This window comes from Kribbella sp. NPDC049227 (genome assembly GCF_043197265.1).
GTDB lineage: Bacteria > Actinomycetota > Actinomycetes > Propionibacteriales > Kribbellaceae > Kribbella.
The window spans coordinates 999676-1018364 of record NZ_JBICST010000003.1 but is presented as its reverse complement, the minus strand read 5'-3'; the positions used below and the strand labels follow the sequence as shown (position 1 = coordinate 1018364).

Here is an 18689-nt window from a genome sequence, read left to right as displayed (position 1 = left end):
GGGGTGCGATGGAACAGTACGACTGGCCGGCCGAGTACGCCGAGCTGACCGCCGCCGACCAGCGCGGCCCTCTCCCACCGGCCGACCTCGACCGGCTGGCCGTCGCCGCCTTCGTCCTAGGCCACGACGACGAGGTCGCCGGCTACCGGGAACGCGCGTTCGACGAGCATCTGGCCCGCGGTGACGTCGACCGGGCGGTCCGCAGCGCGTTCTGGCTCGGCTTCCACCTGCAGGGCCGCGGCGAGTTCGCCCGGGCCGCCGGTTGGCGTGCCCGGGTCGGGCGGATGATTCCGGCCGAGAACCACGAGCTGACCGGAATGTTCCTGCAGGCGGACGCGGCCACGCGGATGATGACCGGCGACCCCGCCACCGCACTCCCCCGGTTCGAACAGGCCCGCGAGCTCGCGACCGAGCCGTCCGCGATCGCGTTGGCGTCGCTCGGCCGTGGCCGATGTCTGGAGATGCTCGGTCGGCGGACGGAAGCCCTGACGGCACTGGACGAGGCGATGGTGCACGTCACCGCCGGCCGGGTCGGCCCTGAGGTCGCTGGGATCGCCTACTGCGCCGTGATCGACCTGTGCATGCGGTTGTACGACGTACGCCGGGCGCAGGAGTGGACACACGCGCTCACCGGCTGGTGCGACCAGCAGTCCGGCCTGGTGCCGTACCGCGGGGTGTGTCTGGTGCATCGGGCGCAGATCCTGCAACTGCGCGGGGCGTGGTCCGAGGCGGCGGGCGCTGCAGAGGATGCTTGCCGTCGGCTGGCGCCCGGCGCGGTCGGCTCTGCGTGGTACCAGGTGGCTGAGCTCGAACGCCAGCGCGGAAGGTACGCGGAGGCCGAGCAGGCGTATCAGCGCGCCGGCAGCGAGGGCGCAGAGGTACAGCCAGGTCTTGCCAGGCTGCGGGCCGCGCAGGGGAACCACGCGTCGGCGATCGCGGGACTCGAACGAGCACTGGCTGAGGACCCGCTGGCTCCGACCCGTCCGGCGCTCCTTGCCGCCAGGGTGGACCTGGCCGTCGACTGTGGTGATCTCGAGGCGGCGCGGAAGGCCGCCGCCGAGCTGAACGAGTTCTCCCGCGTCGACTCGCCGTACCTGCAGGCGTTGGCGGCGTACTGCGAAGGGGCGGTGCGGGTTGCGAGTGAGGATCCGCGAGGGGCGATGCCGTTGTTGCGGCGGGCATGGATGTTGTGGCAGGAGCTGGAGATGCCGTACGAGGCGGCGCGGACCCGGGTTCTGGTAGGGCGGGCGTGTGGGGCGCTCGGCGATGCTGACGCGGAGCAGATGGAGCTCGCCAGCGCCCGGGCGGCGTTCGAGCAGCTCGGGGCGCTGGCTGACCTGGCGGCACTCGAGGACACCGGTCAGACCGGCGGGCTGAGCCCGCGGGAGCTGGAGGTACTGCGGCTGCTGGCCACGGGCATCACCAACCGGGCGGTGGGTGAGCAGCTGTTCCTCAGCGAGCGGACCGTCGCCCGGCACGTGAGCAACATCTTCGGCAAGCTCGGCGTCTCCAGCCGGGCCGCGGCCACGGCGTACGCGTATGAGAAGGGCCTGGTCTGACTGGGTAGAAATGACCAGTCCGCCGCGCCCTGCTTGGCGTGGTCGGTCGATGTGGCGGCACGGTCCGCAGTCCTACGTTGAGCCGAACGAACGGCACAAGGGGGCTGGGATGAACAGGTTCGGGACTGTGGTGATCGGCGGCGGGCAAGCCGGTCTGGTGATGGGCTACCACCTGCGGCGGCGGGGTGAGGACTTCGTGATCCTCGAAGGGCATCCGCGGATCGGTGACTCGTGGCGACGGCGGTACGACTCGCTGCGGCTGTTCAGTCCGCCGCGGTACGCGAGTCTGCCGGGTCTGCCGATCCCGGTGGACGACTGCCCGACGCGGGACGAGATGGGCGACTACCTGGAGCGGTACGCCGCCCACTTCGAGCTGCCCGTCCGGACTGGCGTACGCGTGACGCGGGTGTCGCGCGACGCGGAGGGCTTCCGGGTGGAGACCGACGAGGGTGACTACCTGGCCGACCGGGTGATCGTGGCCGGCGGATCGCACACGGTGCCGCAGCGGCCGTCGTTCGCGAGTGAACTCGACCCGTCGATCCGGCAGTTGCACTCGCTCGAGTACCGCAACCCGGAACAGTTTGCCGACGGCACCGTTCTGGTGGTCGGCGCCGCGAACTCCGGCACCGACATCGCGCTGGAGGCCGCCAAGACCCACCGCACGCTGCTCGCCGGGCGGCATCCGGGGCAGGTCCCGGTCGACATCGACTCGGGGCGTGGCCGGATGATCCTGCCGATCGTGATGTTCGTGTTCCGGCACGTCCTCACTCGCCGTACGCCGATGGGCCGCAAGGCACTGGCCGAGCAGGAAGGCCACGGGGTCATGCTGGTCCGCAACAAGCTCGCGGATCTCGACGCGGCCGGAGTGGTCGCGACGAGCCGGATCGAGAGCGTCCGCGACGGGCAGCCGGTGACCGCCGAGGGCGACGTACTGTCCGATGTCGGGACGGTGGTGTGGTGCACCGGGTCGGGTCCGGACCACAGCTTCCTCGACCTGCCGGTCTTCGACGGCGGCCGGGTGCGGCACGAGCGCGGCGTCGCGACCGATGAGCCCGGTCTGATGTTCCTCGGGCTCGAGTTCCAGTTCGCTGTCGCGTCAGGGACCATCCAGGGGCTGGACCGGGATGCCCGTTATCTGCTACGGCAGCTGCGTCAAAACACCCTTCGGAGTGCCAGTCGGCCCGTTACCGTGGACAGGCGGTAGCATCGCGGGCTGAAATGGGTGAGTGGACGGGTGCCGGGTTCCCCTCGCAACCCCGGAGCGAGGGCGTGGGTGAGTCAGTGACAGTGGCTGGTGGCGAGGGCGGTCCGACCGCCCTCCGGATCATGCTGGGCGGACAGCTGCGGCGGATGCGGGAGTCGGCCGGGATCAGTCGCGCCGATGCGGGCTGGCAGATCCGTGCCTCGGAATCCAAGGTCAGCCGGATGGAACTCGGGCGCGTCGGGTTCAAGGAGCGCGACGTCAACGACCTGCTCGGGCTCTACGGGATGGACGACGAGGAGGAACGCAACCGGCTGATGGAGCTGGCCCGGGCCGCGAACAACCCCGGCTGGTGGTCCCGGTACGGCGACGTGATGCCGAGCTGGTTCAACAACTACGTGGGGCTCGAGGTCGCGGCGACGCTGATCCGGACCTACGAGGTGATGTTCGTCCCAGGGTTGCTGCAGACCGAGGAGTACGCCCGGGCCGTCGTCCAGCTGGGCAAGTCGTTCCTGCCCGGCGAGGAGGTCGAGCAGCGGGTGTCGCTGCGAGTGACCCGGCAGCAGATCCTGACCCGGATGAATCCGGCCCGGCTGTGGGTGGTCATCGACGAGTCGGTGCTGCACCGGCCGGTCGGCGGAGAGGCGATCCTGCGCGCCCAGATCGAACACCTGATCATGTGGGCGCAGCAGCCCAACATCACCTTGCAGATCATGCCGTTCAGCAGTGTCGGGTATCCCGGCACCGGCGGCGCGTTCAGCCTGCTGCGGTTCCCCGACGGGGACCTGCCGGACATCGTCTACATCGAGCACGCGGCCAGCGCGCTCTACCTGGACAAGCTCGAAGAGGTCGACGAGTACGTCGCGATCATGGAGGCACTCACGATCGCGGCGGCGCCGGTCTCGGCGACCGAGGGCCTCCTGAAGGAAGCCCTCGCCCGCCTCTGATCGTCAGGCGACCGTCAGGTCGACCTTGATGTTGCCGCGGGTGGCGTTGGAGTACGGACACACCTCGTGCGCCTTGGCGACCAGTTCCTCGGCGACGGCACGGTCGACGCCGGGCAGACTCACCTCGAGCTCCACTTCCAGGCCGTAGCCGGCGCCGCCGTTGATCGGGCCGATGCCGACCGCCGCGGTCACGGTCGAGCCGTCGGCGTCCTGGCGAGCCTTGCGCGCGACGAGCTTCAGCGCGCTGTGGAAGCAGGCCGCGTAGCCGGCCGCGAACAGCTGCTCCGGGTTGGTTCCGTTGCCATTGCCACCCATCTCCGCGGGCGGGGCGACGACGACGTCGAGCTTGCCGTCGTTGGTGGCCACCTTGCCGTCCCGGCCGCCCTGGGCGGTCGCGCGCGCGGTGTACAGAACCTTCTCGACTGCGATGGTCATATCTGTCGTTCTCCTGGTTCGTTCAGCGAGTGGGGTCGAGCACGAGCTTGCCGACGGTCCGGCGGGCCCGCAGGTCTTCATGGGCGGTTGCGACGTCGGACAGCGCGTAGTCGCCGCCGACGATCGCAGTGAGCTTGCCGCCGGCGGTCAGGTCGAACAGCTCGGCCAGCGGACCTCCGACAGCTGCGGGATCACGCAGGCAGTCGACCAGCCAGAAACCGGCGATCGTCTTCGACCCCTTCATCAGCCGGCCCGGGTCGATCGCCGCGGCGGCCTGCCGGGACGCGGCACCGAAGGTCACGAGCCGGCCGAACGGCGCCAGCGCCGCGAACGACTCGTCGAACGTCGGCCCGCCGACCATCTCCAGCACGATGTCGACCGGCTTGCCGCCGTTCGCCTCGATGATCCGGTCCTTCAGGCCTTCCGGCGTACCGTCGATGGCGACGTCCGCACCGAGCTCGAGAGTCTGGTTGCGCTTCTCCTCCGAGGACGCGGTCGCGATCACGCGGCCGGCGCCCCACAGCTTCGCGAGCTGCACGGCCAGCGAGCCGACACCACCGGCACCGGCGTGCACCAGCACGGATTCGCCGGGCGCCAGGTGGGTCATGGTCTTCAGCAGATGCCAGGCCGTGGTCCCCTGGACCACGAGTGCGAGCGCCGCTCCGTCACTGACGCCTTCGGGTACGTCGAACGCCACCGCGGCCTGGGCGACCGCCTTCTCGGCGTACCCGCCGGAGCCGACCAGCGCGACCACCCGGCGGCCGTCGGGCGTGTGCCCGACCACCTCACCACCCGGGGTCAGCGGCAGCTTCGCCTTGGACAGGTAGCTGTTCTCGACCTGATGCGTGTCCGCGTAGTTGATCCCCGCACGGTCCACCGTGATCAGGACCTGCCCGTCGCCGGCCACCGGCTCCGCGACGTCGCTGACCTTCAGCACCTCAGGTCCGCCGAACTCGGCGATCTGTACCGCTCGCACGTTCTCCCTGCCTTCCGTCGTCCGCTCGATACGCTGTACTATACACTGTACGTTAACTGCTTCCAAGGAGGGATCGGGATGGGCCGGACACCGCGCAACACCCTCAGCTCCGAGCTGATCGTCCGGACCGCACTCGAGCTGATGGAGTCCAAGGGCACCGACGCGTTCAGCCTGCGCGGCGTGGCCGCCGAGCTCGGGGTCGGCCCGATGGCGCTCTACACCTACTTCCGCAACAAGGACGACCTGTACGACGCTGTCCGCGACCACCTGATGGGCCTGCTGCCCGCCGTACCGCAGGACGTTTCGTGGCCGGATCAGGTCCGGGCGGTGTGCCGCGGGCTGCGGCTGCTGATGCTCCAGCATCCTTGCCTGGCGCAACTACTCGCGAGCCGGCCGTTGGCCGGGCACGAGACGGCTCGGGTGGCCGAGGGTCTGCTCGGAGTACTGCGTGCCGCCGGGTTCGATCCGGAGACGGCCGCGCGGACTCACACCACCCTGTTCACCTATGTGCTCGGGGCAACGTCGTGGGAGATCCAGATGGCCGCCGAGCGCCGCGATCCGGAGGCGTGGCGGCGGCTGCGGACGACGATGGAGTCACTGTCGGCGCAGGACTTCCCGACGGTCGTCGAGCTGGCGCCGGAGCTGGCCCGAACGACGGGCGGCGACGACCAGTTCGACTACGGCCTGGACCTGCTGCTCGAGGGCCTCCAATCCCCCACCCACCCCTAGCTCCCCGCTTTCCCCCATCCCCGTCCGGTGGGCTGACTCACCCGCCCGCGGGTTCGCACACCGCACGAGGCTGGCCAACCCACTGCCTGGTGGGTGAGCCCACCAGCCAGCGCCTCAAGACCCCGCGCTTCCCCTGCACCGACCCCACCTGGTGGGCTGACCCACCCGCCCGCGGGTTCGCACACCGCACGAGGCTGGCCAACCCACTGCCTGGTGGGTGAGCCCATCAAACGGGACCGGATCAGAACACCATCGTGACGATGGCGAGTATGCCGATGCAGACGATCAGGACGCGCAACGCGATCGGCGGGAGTTTGCGGCCGTAGCGGGCACCGAGGAAGCCACCGATCGTCGAGCCGACCGCGATCAGACCGGCGGCCAGCCAGTCGACGTCGGCGACGATGATGAACAGCACCGCGGCGACCGTGTTGACGACGGTGGCGAGGACGTTCTTGAGGCCGTTCATCCGCTGCAGGTTCGAGTCCAGGCCGAGGCCGAGGATCGCCATCAGCAGCACGCCTTGCGCGGCACCGAAGTACCCGCCGTAGATGCCGGTGGCAAAGACCGCGGGGATCACCCACCAGGCACCGCGATGGGCGTGCGACGGCACGCTGATCCACTTCGACAACCAGGGCTGGAAGGCGACCAGCAGACAGCCGAGCAGGATCAGCACCGGGACGACGGCATGGAACGCGGAGTCGGGCAGGGTGAGGAGCAGCACTCCCCCGACGAGGCCGCCGAGCAGCGAGGCCGGGATCAGCCGGATCATCCGGCCGCGCTGGCCTTCCAGCTCACGCCGGTAGCCGATCGCACCGGCCGCCGTACCGGGCGAAAGACCGACGCTGTTGCTGACGTTCGCCAGTACCGGCGGGATCCCCACGGCCAGCAGGGCGGGAAACGTCAGCAGCGTGCCCGACCCCACCACAGCGTTGATCGTGCCCGCGCCCATCCCCGCCACCAAGACGAACAGCGCCTCGAACCATGTCATCGCTGCCAGACTTTACGCACCTGATCGGCGGTCGTGCTCATCGGTCCGTCCGTTGAGCAGTCAGGCTTCGATCGTTCCAGCGCCGAGGTGAGGACAGGGCCTCCCCGGACGTACCGGGAAGGCCCTGTCGACGGTTGCTGCTCAGCGATCCTGCGGCGGCTCGGCAGCCGGCGGAGCCGGGGGCTCCGAGTTCGGCGACACCGGCGGCACCGTCGGCGGGGTCTGCTGACTGCGGGTGCTGACAGCGGCCTTCTGCGCGGCCGCGATCGCTTCCGCAACGGCGTTGTCGGCCTCGACCACCGCGGCGTCCGGGACGTCCGCGGAGACACCCGCGAGCTCCGGAGTGTGGCCGTTGTCGAGCTCCGGCGCCTGCCAGGTCCCCTCGGCCTTCTGAGTGATGCCGGCCACCTGGCCGACCGCACTGCCCAGACCCTTGAGCGCGTCGCCGATCTCGCTCGGCACGATCCACAGCTTGTTCGCGTCGCCCTGGGCGATCGACGGCAGCATCTGCAGGTACTGGTACGCGAGCAGACCCTGGTCCGGCTTGCCGGCGTGGATCGCGTTGAACACCGTGGTGATGGCCTGCGCCTCACCCTGTGCCTTCAGGATCCGGGCCTCCCGCTCGGCCTGCGCGCGCAGGATCCGGGACTCCCGGTCACCCTGGGCGGTGAGGATCGCGGACTGCTTCTGGCCTTCGGCCGACAGAACGGCCGACTGCCGCATACCTTCGGCGGTCAGGATCGCGGCGCGCTTGTCGCGGTCCGCGCGCATCTGCTTCTCCATCGAGTCCTGGATCGACGGCGGCGGGTCGATCGAGCGCAGTTCGACCCGGTTGACCCGGATGCCCCATTTGCCGGTCGCCTCGTCCAGCACGTAGCGGAGCTTCTCGTTGATCTCCTCGCGGCTGGTCAGCGTCTGCTCCAGATCCATGCCACCGATGATGTTTCGCAGCGTCGTCATGGTCAGCTGCTCGATCGCCTGGATGTAGTTCGAGATCTCGTACGTCGCCCGGACCGGGTCGTTCACCTGGAAGTAGATGACGGAGTCGATCGACACCATCAGGTTGTCCTCGGTGATGACCCCCTGGGGCGGGAACGCGACCACCTGTTCGCGCATGTCGATGGTGTAGCGAACCTTGTCGACGAACGGCGTCAACAGGTTCAGGCCCGGCTGCAGACCGGTCTTGAACTTGCCGAATCGCTCGACGATCCCGACGGTCTGCTGCTGCACCACCCGGACGGACTTGACCAATGTGACGATCACCAGCAAGGCGACCACCGCAAGCACTATGAGGAACGCGGTCACTTGACCCTCCACTCGACAGAACCCTCAGGACGGACAGTCTTTCCTATCGACGGGCCACCAGACGTTCCGGTTCCCCGCGAGTCGGCCGCCTGATCCCTCAGGGATCGCTGCCGTCCCTCGATTCCGACAGTACTGCGCGTGGGGGCCGACTCAACCGGCCGACCGCGTCGGTTGTGTGTCAGTTCTGGGGCGGGTCGGTCGGGTTCGGGTTCGGCGTCGACTCCGGGTTGTTCAGCTGGTGGTGCAGCGGGTCGCCGATCGGGTAGACGACGGCCGTCGCACCGTCGATCTCCATCACCTCGACCCGGGTGCCCGGGGGGATCGTCGAGACCTCGTCGTACGGGCGGGCGGTCCAGAGCTCACCGTTCAGCCGGATCGAGCCGCCGCCGTCGGGGTGGATCTCCTTGACCACGGTCCCGGTGCGGCCGATGACATGGGCCGATCCGGTCTTCAGCTCGCCACCGTGGTGCATCTTGCGCACGAGCAGCGGACGGATCGCGGCGAGCATCGCGCCGGCCGTGATGAGTCCGACGACGATCTGCAGCCAGAGCAGTCCTGGGAGGAAGGCCGCCACCCCGGCGGCCGTGAGCGCACCGGCAGCCAGCATGAGCAGGGTGAAGTCGAGCGAAGCGAGCTCGGCCAGACCGAGGACGGCGGCGATCGTCAGCCAAGCCGCCCACACGTTGTCCCGCAGCCAATCCATCATTTCCCAAGCCTATCCACGTTCCGGTCCCCACACAGGCTCTTGGACGTGCCTGGCCCGTCACAGGATCCCCACCGACGAGCTGAGTGGGGTGGTCAGGCAGGGGTCAGAGTGCGCGGGCGGTGTATCTGCCGTCTTCGTGGTTCAGGGACAGGGCGAGGTCGAAGGTGTCGCTCAGGGTCTGGTCGGTGAGGGCCTCGGCGATCGGGCCGGCCGAGACGATCCGGCCCTGCTTGAGCAGGAGCGCGTGGGTGAAGCCGGGCGGGATCTCCTCGACGTGGTGGGTGACGAGGACCATCGCCGGGGCACCGACCGCGGTCGCGATCGAGCTGAGTGAGCGCACCAGCTGCTCACGACCGGTCAGGTCGAGACCGGCAGCCGGCTCGTCCATCAGCATCAGCTCGGGATCGGTCATCAGGGCACGGGCGATCTGCACCCGCTTCCGCTCCCCCTCCGACAGCGTGCCGAACGTCCGCTCACTCAGATGCGCGATACCGAGCTCGCTGAGCAACTCCTTGGCCCGCTGGTGGTCCAGCTCGTCGTACTCCTCCCGCCAACGACCCAGGACCGCGTACGACGCGGAGACGACGACATCCGCGACCCGCTCACCCCTGGGAAGACGGTCGGCCAATGCTGCACTGGTGAGTCCGATCCGCGGCCGCAGTTCGAAGACGTCGACGGCACCGAGCACCTCACCGAGCAGTCCGGCGACACCCGCGGTCGGGTGGATCTGGGCGGCGAGGATCTGCAGCAGGGTCGTCTTGCCGGCACCGTTCGGTCCGATCACCACCCACCGATCGGCCTCGTCCACGGTCCAGTCGATCCCGTCGAGCAGAAGCGCGTCACCCCGGACGATCGACACCCCGGCCAGCTCCACCACTGCAGTCATGCCCCAAAACCTACGGGGTGGCTCCGCGTGCCCGGTACCCACCCTGGACCTGCCTGGCCGGAGTCGTCCGGCCGGTGTGGTGGTGGGACACTGTCGGGCGTGCTGACCACCTCCGCCTCGGTCCGGTTCACCGTCTGGACCAACTCGATGCTGACCGGTGCCTGCGACCCCGACACCGCCGCACAGAAGATCCTCGGCGACGACGTCGGGCACCACGTCGCGGGCCTGGCCGGACATCCGGAGCCGGCCACTCTCCCGGTCGCGCTGAACCTCTTGCGTGCCGCCGGCGCGACCCAGGCCCACCTCGCACTCCCGGTGCCGGGCGACCCGATCGGACTCGCCGGACCGCCGTCGTTCAACGAAGCTGCCTTGGAGACGGGTGAGGCTGTCGTCCTGTCAGGCGCTGAGATCGGACTGGTTCCGGCGTACGTCGGTCCGGCGGTGCAGTGGAGTGTGATGCCGGCGACAAGTCCGCTGCCGGCCGACATCGGCGAGGCGGACCGTGGTCTGCGGCTCGCCCTGATCGAGGCCGCCGACTCACTGGCCGCACTCGACGTCGCGCGCTGGAAGCCCGAGGTCGCGGACGCGCTGATCGACATCCGCAAGATCGGCAGCGGCCGGAACGACGATCTTGCCCCGGGCTACCAACCTCGGGCGGTGAAGGCGGCCGCGACCGCCCGGCGCTGCCTGGCCATCGCGGACGCCGCGCTCGAGGACGACGGCGCGGCGGTCACCGGCGCCGAGGCCGATGCTCGCCGCCGGGCGCTGCTCGACCTCGCCGCCGCGGCCCGGCGCGCGTTGGTCGCAGCCTGCGCGCCTCCTGTCCACGCCTGACGCTCGCCGGCGGGTTGTTTGCCCGCTGACCGGTTGTACTGCGTCAGCGGTCGAACAACCCGCCAGTGGATGGACCGGAGAGCGGGGATTCGGTGGGTTTGGGTAGCGTTCGGAGTGCGATGACTGGACAGGCTGAGCTCGAGACGCATTCGCCCGATCGCCCGACACTGCTGGTCACACTGACCGGCACCGACCGGCCCGGGCTGACGTCGGCCGTGCTGTCGACGCTCGCCTCCCGCGGACTCGAGGTGATCGACGCCGAACAGGTCGTCCTGCGGGGCCGGCTGGTCCTCGGCGTCCTGGTGTCGGCGCCGCGCGATCACAAGGATCTCAAGGATGAACTGAAGGCGCTGGCCGACGTCCTCGACGTCGACATCTCGGTCAAGAAGGGTGTCGGCGACAACGAGCCGCGGCGCAAGGGCCGCAGCCAGGTCACCGTGATCGGGCATCCGCTGTCCGCGGCCGGGCTGGCCGCGATCGCCGGCCGGATCGCCGACACCGGCGCCAACATCGACCGGATCAGCCGGATGGCGCGGTACCCGGTGACCGCGATGGAGATCGCGGTCTCCGGTGCCGGCCCGGACACGCTGCGTACTGTGCTCGCGCTGGAGGGTGTCCGCCAGGGTCTCGATGTCGCGGTGCAGGACGGCGGCCTTTACCGCCGGGCGAAGCGGCTGATCGTGATGGACGTCGACTCGACGCTGATCCAGGGCGAGGTCATCGAGATGCTCGCCGGGCACGCGGGCAGGCTGGAGGAGGTTGCGGCCGTCACCGAGCAGGCGATGCGCGGCGAGCTCGACTTCGCCGAGTCGCTGCGCCACCGGGTCTCCAAGCTGGAGGGCCTGCCCGCGTCAGCGCTCGACGAGGTGTACGACGCGATCCAGCTGGCGCCCGGCGCGCGGACTCTGGTGCGGACGCTCAAGCGGCTGGGGTTCAAGTTCGCCATCGTCAGCGGCGGGTTCAGCCAGATCACCGGCAAGCTGGCCGCGGAGCTCGGCATCGACTACGCGCAGGCGAACGAGCTGGAGATCGTCGACGGCAAGCTCACCGGCCGGCTGATCGGTGAGATCGTCGACCGGGCCGGCAAGGCGACCGCGCTGCGGCGGTTCGCCGCACAGTCCGGTACGCCGCTGTCCCAGACGGTCGCGATCGGTGACGGCGCCAACGACCTCGACATGCTCGCCGCGGCCGGTCTCGGCGTCGCGTTCAACGCCAAGCCGGTCGTCCGCGCGGCCGCGGACACGCACCTGAGCGTGCCGTACCTGGACACGATCCTGTACCTGCTCGGCATCAGCCGCGAGGAAGTGGAAGCCGCGGACGCGGACAGCCCGGCCTGACCGCACCATCCTGCAGGGAGATTCCCGCAGACCCGCGGCTGCGGGAAGATCGCGACATGGAGCTTTCCACCCGGCCCGCGACACCCGACGACGCGGCCGCCATGTACCAGCTGATCGCTGCCAGCGAGCAGGACTGGCACGGTCAGGTCGAGGCGATTCCGGACCAGGTCGCGGCGGACCTGCGCCGCCCCGGGCTGAATCCTGAGCGCGACACCCTCGTCGTGCACGCGGAGAACGGCGATCTGGCCGGCTGGGTCTGGCTCCACCTGGGCAAACGCGCCCAGGTTGCCGTCCACCCGTCGTACCGCGGACGCGGGATCGGGACGATGCTGCTCGACTGGATCGAGGCCCGGTCCCGTGAGGCCGGAAGCGACTGGGTCGCCCAGACCGTGGACGACGCGGACAAGGCCGGCACCGACCTGCTCCGATCCCGCGGGTACGAGGTGCTCGCGACGAACTGGCTGCTCGTGCGCTCGATCGACGTTCCCGCGGCTCGGAAGCTGTCGGCCGGGATCAGGCTGGACAGCTACGACCCGGCGCGGGCGCACGAGGTGCATGAGCTGGTCGAGGACGCGTTCTCCGCCTTCCAGTCACGCAGGAAGTCGTTCGAGGAGTGGGGACAGCTGACCGTCGAGCGACCCAGCTTCCTGCCCGAGGTGTCGACACTGGCCTATGCCGGGGACGAGCTGGTCGGCGCAGTGCTCGCGCTCGACCTCCCGGACAGCAGCGAGGGGTACGTCGAGCAACTCGCGGTCCGGGCCGACCAGCGGAACAAGGGCATCGCCCGCGCGATGCTCGACCAGACCTGCGCCGAGTTCGCCCGGCTCGGGCTCGACAGCTGCGTCCTCTGGACCCACTCCGGAACCGGCGCCCTCGCCATGTACGAACACCTCGGCATGCACGTCCGCCGCAGTACTACGGTCTATCGCGCATCGGTCTGACCAGGAACCAGGTACCGAATTGACCAATTGGAGACCGGACCGTCTTTTAATTGCGAACGATAGGTAGCGGGAACGTTACACGCTGCCCTCTTCCCCCGGTAACTGTCTGTGCCTAACATGCAGCCACTGGCGTGTATCAGACGGTGGGGGAAAAATGACACGCAGTAGGCACGCTCCGCGTCTCAGCTCAGGATTCTCACTCGGCGGACAGCAGGCGGAGGCCGACCCGCTTCTCGAGGAAGCCTTCGACGAAACCAAGCAATACAAGGCTGTCTCGTCCAGAGACGATTATCGGTGCTTCATCATCGGCCGAACGGGTAGTGGCAAGTCGGCGCTGCTGCGGCGATTGGAGTACGAATACCCGGATCACGTCATCCGCATCAGCCCGGAAGACCTGTCCCTGACCTATGTCGCCGATCTCCAGTCGGTCCGCTGGCTGAGCGAGCACGAGGTACACCTGGACCCGTTCTTCGTTGCCCTCTGGAAACATGTTCTGCTGGTCGAGATCATCAAGCATCGCTATCAGGTCGACTCGTCGGCCGGCAAGCAGAACTTCCTCGCCGTACTGGCCGACAAACTCAAGCGCGACAAGAGCCAGACGGAAGCCCTGAAGTATCTCGAGGACTTCCAGGGCAAGTTCTGGTGCGAGGCGGACGAACGCGTCCGGCAGATCGCCGATCGCTTCGAGTCGCAGATCAACGGTGCCGGCTCGTTCGACGCCAAACTCGTGAAGGCGTCGGCAGGCGGCGGGATCACCGCCACCCAGGCGAGCAAGATCGAGATCGTCAACCGCTATCAGCGAATCGTCAACGCGACTCAGCTGCCACGACTCAACCAGATGATCAAGGTACTCGACGAGGACATCCTCGAGTCCCGTCAGAACTTCACCTTCATCATCATTGACGATCCGGACCAGGACTGGGTCGACGACTCGGTCGTCAACGCTCTCATCCGTTGTCTGTTCCGCGCGGTTTCCGACCTGCAGCGCGTGCAGAACCTGAAAGTCCTCGTGGCACTGCGGACGAACATCTTCGAGGCCCTCGACTTCGGTCGGCGGACCGGCGGACAGGAGGAGAAGTTCCGCGCCTTGTCGATGCGATTGCGGTGGTCGTCGGCCGACCTCGAGGCCATGCTCGACGAACGTGTCCGGGCCGCCGCGGCCGTGCGCGACCTGGAGGTGGCGACGGTTCGTCACCTGCTGCCGTCGACGACCAAGACGCGCGGCGACCCACTGACTTTCATCCTCCGCCGCACGCTGATGAGACCTCGGGACGCCATCGCCTATCTCAATGAATGTCTCGAGGGGACGGCCGACAACCCCAGAATCACCTGGGAACGGATCAGAGCGGCCGAATCCCCGTACTCACACGACCGGAGACTCGCGCTCCGCGATGAATGGAAGCCGACCTATCCGGGAATCGACGACATGCTTTCCACTTTCGAAGGAAGGCCGTACAAGTTGTCCCGAGCTCAAATGTCCGCGGCCTTGGACGACATCGCGACGCTGGCCGCGGACCACGCATTCGTAGGGACCAGTTGGCTCTGCCGGCTGACCGCTGAGATCTGGAATCCCGAGCAGAGCGTCTGGACCGAGAAGTACAAGGACGTCATCGGGCTCCTGTTCGACATCGGCTTCCTCGGATGCCTCGGGACAGGTGGTCATCCGGTCTTCAGCTACGACGACCCGGACTATCTCGATCGACCGTCGAAACTCGCTCGCACCACCTACTTCGTCGTCCATCCGGCATTCCGGGACGCGTTGGACATGACGACTCTCGCCGGTCACCGGCGGCGCTTGTAGTACGCCCTGACTCCGGCTCGTCGAGCTGGACGGCCCTGGACCCCGGCCGACGTCGCTGCCCGGATTGCGGTTCCGGAGGGGGCGAGCACCTATCCTTCGGCTATGTCTGATCTCCAGGGTGGACCGGGGGCTCTGTTCGCCATCGGTGGTGCCGAGGACAAGCTGAAGAAACGCACGGTGCTGCAGGAGTTCGTCGAGTCGGCCGGTGGATCCAAGGCGCGGATCGTGGTCGTGCCGACCGCGTCCGCGCTCGGGCCCGACGTCGTCGACGTGTACCACGCCCTGTTCGCCGCCCTCGGCGCCGCGAGCGTCGTCGGAGTCCGCCCGGAGAACCGCGAGGACGCCGACGATCCGGCGTTCCTCGAGCCGCTGGACGACGCGACCGGCATCTTCATGACCGGCGGCAACCAGCTCAAGCTCGCCGGTGTCGTCACCGGTACGGCGTTCGGCCGCGCGGTCACCGCCGCCCACGCCCGTGGCGCGACCGTCGGCGGTACGTCGGCCGGCGCGAGCATCCTGGCCGAGCACATGATCGCGTTCGGCCGCTCGGGCGCCACCCCGCGGCAACGGATGAGTCAGCTGTCCGGCGGCCTCGGCCTGGTCCAGGGTGCGATCGTCGACCAGCACTTCGCCCAGCGGAACCGGTACGGCCGGCTGCTGTCGCTCGTCGCCCAGTCCCCCGGCTTGCTCGGCATCGGCGTCGACGAGGACACGGCCGCAGTTGTCCGCGGCACTCACCTGGAGGTCGTCGGCCGTGGCGCGGTGACGATCTTCGACGGCAGCCGGATCACCTCCAACGCCCACTACGCCAAGCGATCCGAGCCGATGCTCGCGTCGGGCGTCGTACTGCATGTGTTGCCGGCGACCGCGACGTTCGACCTGGAGGCTCGGGCGCTGCTGTCGTACGGCCCGCAGCCGCCGGCCGAGGAGATCGCCGAGCTCGAGGCCGCCGAGGCGGACCTGCAGAAGCTGGCCAGGGAGATCGCGGCCGAGGGGGTGTCACCCAAGTACTACGCGGATCGCAAGCGGCGAGCGGGACGTCGTACCGCGCAGGCTGAATCGTCCAAACAGGCGGCCGGCAGATCATCGGCGGCCGGGGAGTCCAGACCGGAGGCGACCGAGCCGTTCACGGCCGGCGCCCACCTCGACGACTCCTCCCACCGCACGCCGCCATCAGAGTAGGACCGAATGACTGACACTGCCGCAACGCAGGGCGCGCCCAGCCCGGACCTGAAGATCATCGAGACCCGTGTCTACCGCGGGCCGAACGTGTGGAGCTACGACCCGGCCATCCACCTCGTCGTCGACTTGGGCTCGCTGGAGAACTTCCCGTCGAACACCATCCCCGGCTTCACCGAGAAGCTGCTGGAGTACCTGCCCCGGCTCGACCAGCACCACTGCTCGCGCGGCCGCCGAGGCGGCTTCATCGAGCGGCTGCACGAGGGCACCTGGCTCGGCCACATCGCCGAGCACGTGTCGCTGCAACTCCAGCAGGAGGCCGGCCACGACATGCGGCGCGGCAAGACGCGCCAGGTCAAGGGCGTTCCTGGCCGCTACAACATCACCTACGCGTACGCCGACGAGGCGGTCGGACTGGCCGCCGGTGAACTCGCCGTGCGGTTCGTGAACAACCTGGTGCAGCCGGCTCCGGACTTCGACTTCACCACGGAGCTGGAGAAGTTCATCAAGCAGGCCGAGCGGACCGCGTTCGGCCCGTCGACGCAGGCGATCGTGGACGAGGCGGTGTCCCGCGACATCCCGTGGATCCGGCTGAACAAGGCCAGCCTGGTCCAGCTCGGCCAAGGAGTGCACGCCAAGCGGATCCGGGCGACGATGACCTCGGAGACCGGGTCCATCGCGGTCGACATCGCCAGCGACAAGGACCTGACCACTCGGCTGCTCGCCTCGGCCGGCCTGCCGGTGCCGCGCTCGGAGTCGGTACGCACGGTCGACGAGGCGGTCACGGTCGCGCACAAGATCGGGTACCCGGTCGTCTGCAAGCCGCTCGACGGCAACCACGGCCGCGGCGTCTGCCTGAACCTGCAGGACGCGGACGAACTGCGGGAGGCGTTCCCGATCGCCGCCGAACAGTCCCGCCGCGGGTGGGTGATCGTGGAGAACTTCGTCACCGGCAAGGACTACCGCTGCCTGATCATCAACGGCCGGATGGAGGCGATCGCCGAACGCGTGCCCGCGCACGTGGTCGGCGACGGCATCCACACCGTCGCCGAACTGGTCGACATCACCAACGCGGATCCGCGCCGCGGCGTCGGGCACGAGAAGATCCTGACCCGGATCACCGTGAACGCGGCGGCGCGTGAGCTCGTCCGGAACCAGGGGTTCGAGCTGGACGACGTACCGCCGGAAGACGAGATGGTGAAGCTCACGCTCACCGGCAACATGTCCACCGGCGGGATCTCGATCGACCGGACCTTCGAGGCCCACCCGGAGAACGTCGAGATCGCCGAGGAAGCGGCCCGGATGATCGGGCTCGACATCGCCGGCATCGACTTCATCTGCCCCGACATCACCCAGCCGGTGCGCGAGACCGGTGGCGCGATCTGCGAGGTGAACGCGGCGCCCGGGTTCCGGATGCACACGAACCCGACGATCGGCGAACCGCAGTACATCGCGAAGCCGGTCGTCGACATGCTGTTTCCGCCGGGCGCGACCAGCCGGATCCCGATCGTCGCGGTCACCGGGACGAACGGGAAGACCACCACGGCGCGGATGATCAGCCACGTCTTCAAGGGGATGGGCCGCAAGGTCGGGATGACCTCGACCGACGGCATCGTGATCGACGAGCGGCTGGTGATCCGTTCCGACGCGTCCGGGCCGAAGTCCGCCCGGATGGTGCTGCAGAACCCGCGGGTCGACTTCGCCGTGTTCGAGGTGGCGCGCGGCGGGATCCTGCGCGAGGGGCTCGGGTACGAGCGCAACGACGTCGCCGTCGTGCTGAACATCCAGCCCGACCACCTCGGGATGCGTGGTGTCGACACGCTCGAGCAGCTCGCGGACGTGAAGGCGGTTCTGGTCGAGGCCGTGCCGCGGACCGGGTACGCCGTACTGAACGCCGACGACCCGCTGGTGCGGAAGATGCGGCGGAAGTGTTCGGGGCAGGTGGTGTGGTTCAGCATGGCCGAGCCGGGCAGCGAGGTGCGCGACTACATCGAGGGGCATTGCCGCCGCGGTGGCCGGGCGGTCGTGCTGGAGCGGTCCGACCTCGGCGACATGATCGTGGTCAAGCACGGCCGGCGGTCGATGCAGCTGGCCTGGACACATTTGCTCCCGGCAACGTTCGGCGGGCGGGCGATGATGAACGTGCAGAACGCGATGGCCGCGGCGGCCGCCGCGTTCGCCGCCGGGGCGCCGCTGCACGACATCCGGCAGGGCCTGCGGACGTTCAACACGTCGTACTACCTGTCCCCCGGACGGCTGAACGAGATCGACGTCGACGGGCGCACGGTGATCGTCGACTACTGCCACAACGCGCCGGCGATGCGGATGCTCGGCGACTTCGTCGACCGGCTCGGCGAGAGCCTGAGCGCGTCGTCCGAGCTCGGCCGTCCGTCGCGGATCGGTGTGGTCGCGACCGCGGGCGACCGCCGCGACGACGACATCCGCGAGCTCGGTGAGGTCGCGGCGCAACACTTCGACGTGGTGATCGTCCGCGAGGACGCCCGGCTGCGGGGCCGCAAGCGCGGTGAGACCGCCGCGCTGGTCGAGGCCGGGGTACGGCGTGCGATGGAGAACGGAGCGCGCTGCCGCCAGATCGACATCGTGCTCGACGAGTTGGCCGCGATCCGGCACGCGCTGAGCCGATCCAACCCCGGCGATCTCGTCGTCCTGTGCGTCGACCAGCATCAGACCGTGCTGGCCGAACTCGAGTCCGTCTCGCACCTGGCACAGGCCGGTGCGCGGTCGGGCGACGAGGGCGGTGACCCCGACTTCGTCCAGCCCGACGAGGAGGCCGAGCCTGCGCCGGAGTGAGGCCGGCCGTTCGCGACGTACTCGGAACTCACTGACGGTGGCGGTCGTTGGCTG

Annotated in this window: 16 protein-coding genes; 10 read left to right on the top strand and 6 right to left on the bottom strand. The window is 68.9% G+C overall.

Annotated features, from left to right (window positions below; translation table 11 throughout):
• Positions 1-8: 8 nt before the first annotated feature.
• From ACGFH6_RS17020 to ACGFH6_RS17010, 3 genes are all read left to right on the top strand, one after another.
• Complete coding sequence (locus ACGFH6_RS17020) at positions 9-1559, top strand: LuxR C-terminal-related transcriptional regulator (RefSeq protein WP_393384606.1); 1551 nt, start codon at positions 9-11, stop codon at positions 1557-1559.
• 109 nt (positions 1560-1668) lie between these two features.
• A complete protein-coding gene (locus ACGFH6_RS17015; RefSeq protein WP_393384605.1) occupies positions 1669-2763 on the top strand; it encodes a flavin-containing monooxygenase in 1095 nt (364 codons plus the stop codon).
• Positions 2764-2885: 122 nt separating this feature from the next.
• Entirely contained in the window at positions 2886-3707 is an 822-nt protein-coding gene (locus ACGFH6_RS17010; RefSeq protein WP_393384839.1) for a helix-turn-helix domain-containing protein, read from the top strand.
• A 3-nt stretch (positions 3708-3710) separates the two neighbouring features.
• Here the strand turns inward: ACGFH6_RS17010 and ACGFH6_RS17005 are convergent, their stop codons facing one another.
• The gene (locus ACGFH6_RS17005; RefSeq protein WP_393384603.1) at positions 3711-4142 is read right to left on the bottom strand and encodes an organic hydroperoxide resistance protein; all 432 of its coding nucleotides are present in this window, start codon (positions 4140-4142) and stop codon (positions 3711-3713) included.
• A gap of 22 nt (positions 4143-4164) precedes the next feature.
• On the bottom strand, positions 4165-5118 hold the full coding sequence (locus tag ACGFH6_RS17000; protein WP_393384602.1) for a zinc-binding alcohol dehydrogenase family protein: 954 nt from the start codon (positions 5116-5118) through the stop codon (positions 4165-4167).
• 78 nt (positions 5119-5196) lie between these two features.
• Between ACGFH6_RS17000 and ACGFH6_RS16995 the strand changes: the two genes are divergently transcribed.
• Positions 5197-5847, top strand: coding sequence for a TetR/AcrR family transcriptional regulator (locus ACGFH6_RS16995; protein WP_393384600.1), 651 nt, complete (start codon positions 5197-5199; stop codon positions 5845-5847).
• 241 nt (positions 5848-6088) lie between these two features.
• On the opposite strand, the gene ACGFH6_RS16990 is transcribed toward ACGFH6_RS16995, so the two are convergent.
• The 4 genes from ACGFH6_RS16990 to ACGFH6_RS16975 form a co-directional block, all read right to left on the bottom strand.
• Positions 6089-6835, bottom strand: a complete 747-nt coding sequence (locus ACGFH6_RS16990; protein WP_393384599.1) for a sulfite exporter TauE/SafE family protein — start codon at positions 6833-6835, stop codon at positions 6089-6091.
• A 141-nt stretch (positions 6836-6976) separates the two neighbouring features.
• Entirely contained in the window at positions 6977-8140 is a 1164-nt protein-coding gene (locus ACGFH6_RS16985) for an SPFH domain-containing protein (protein WP_393384598.1), read from the bottom strand.
• Between the two features lie 178 nt (positions 8141-8318).
• On the bottom strand, positions 8319-8846 hold the full coding sequence (locus ACGFH6_RS16980; protein ID WP_393384596.1) for an NfeD family protein: 528 nt from the start codon (positions 8844-8846) through the stop codon (positions 8319-8321).
• A gap of 103 nt (positions 8847-8949) precedes the next feature.
• Entirely contained in the window at positions 8950-9732 is a 783-nt protein-coding gene (locus tag ACGFH6_RS16975) for an ABC transporter ATP-binding protein (protein WP_393384594.1), read from the bottom strand.
• A 99-nt stretch (positions 9733-9831) separates the two neighbouring features.
• On the opposite strand from ACGFH6_RS16975, the gene ACGFH6_RS16970 reads away from it, so the two are divergent.
• The 6 genes from ACGFH6_RS16970 (at position 9832) to cphA (ending at position 18635) form a co-directional block, all read left to right on the top strand.
• Entirely contained in the window at positions 9832-10566 is a 735-nt protein-coding gene (locus ACGFH6_RS16970; RefSeq protein ID WP_131352417.1) for a hypothetical protein, read from the top strand.
• Positions 10567-10685: 119 nt separating this feature from the next.
• On the top strand, positions 10686-11903 hold the full coding sequence (gene serB / locus ACGFH6_RS16965; protein WP_393384592.1) for a phosphoserine phosphatase SerB: 1218 nt from the start codon (positions 10686-10688) through the stop codon (positions 11901-11903).
• 56 nt (positions 11904-11959) lie between these two features.
• The gene (locus ACGFH6_RS16960; RefSeq protein WP_393384590.1) at positions 11960-12844 is read left to right on the top strand and encodes a GNAT family N-acetyltransferase; all 885 of its coding nucleotides are present in this window, start codon (positions 11960-11962) and stop codon (positions 12842-12844) included.
• A 154-nt stretch (positions 12845-12998) separates the two neighbouring features.
• On the top strand, positions 12999-14645 hold the full coding sequence (locus ACGFH6_RS16955) for a P-loop ATPase, Sll1717 family (protein ID WP_393384589.1): 1647 nt from the start codon (positions 12999-13001) through the stop codon (positions 14643-14645).
• A gap of 102 nt (positions 14646-14747) precedes the next feature.
• Positions 14748-15827: a cyanophycinase gene (locus ACGFH6_RS16950; RefSeq protein ID WP_393384587.1), complete on the top strand. Its 1080-nt coding sequence runs from the start codon at positions 14748-14750 to the stop codon at positions 15825-15827.
• Positions 15828-15833: 6 nt separating this feature from the next.
• Entirely contained in the window at positions 15834-18635 is a 2802-nt protein-coding gene (cphA, locus tag ACGFH6_RS16945) for a cyanophycin synthetase (protein ID WP_393384586.1), read from the top strand.
• The last annotated feature ends 54 nt before the right edge of the window (positions 18636-18689 follow it).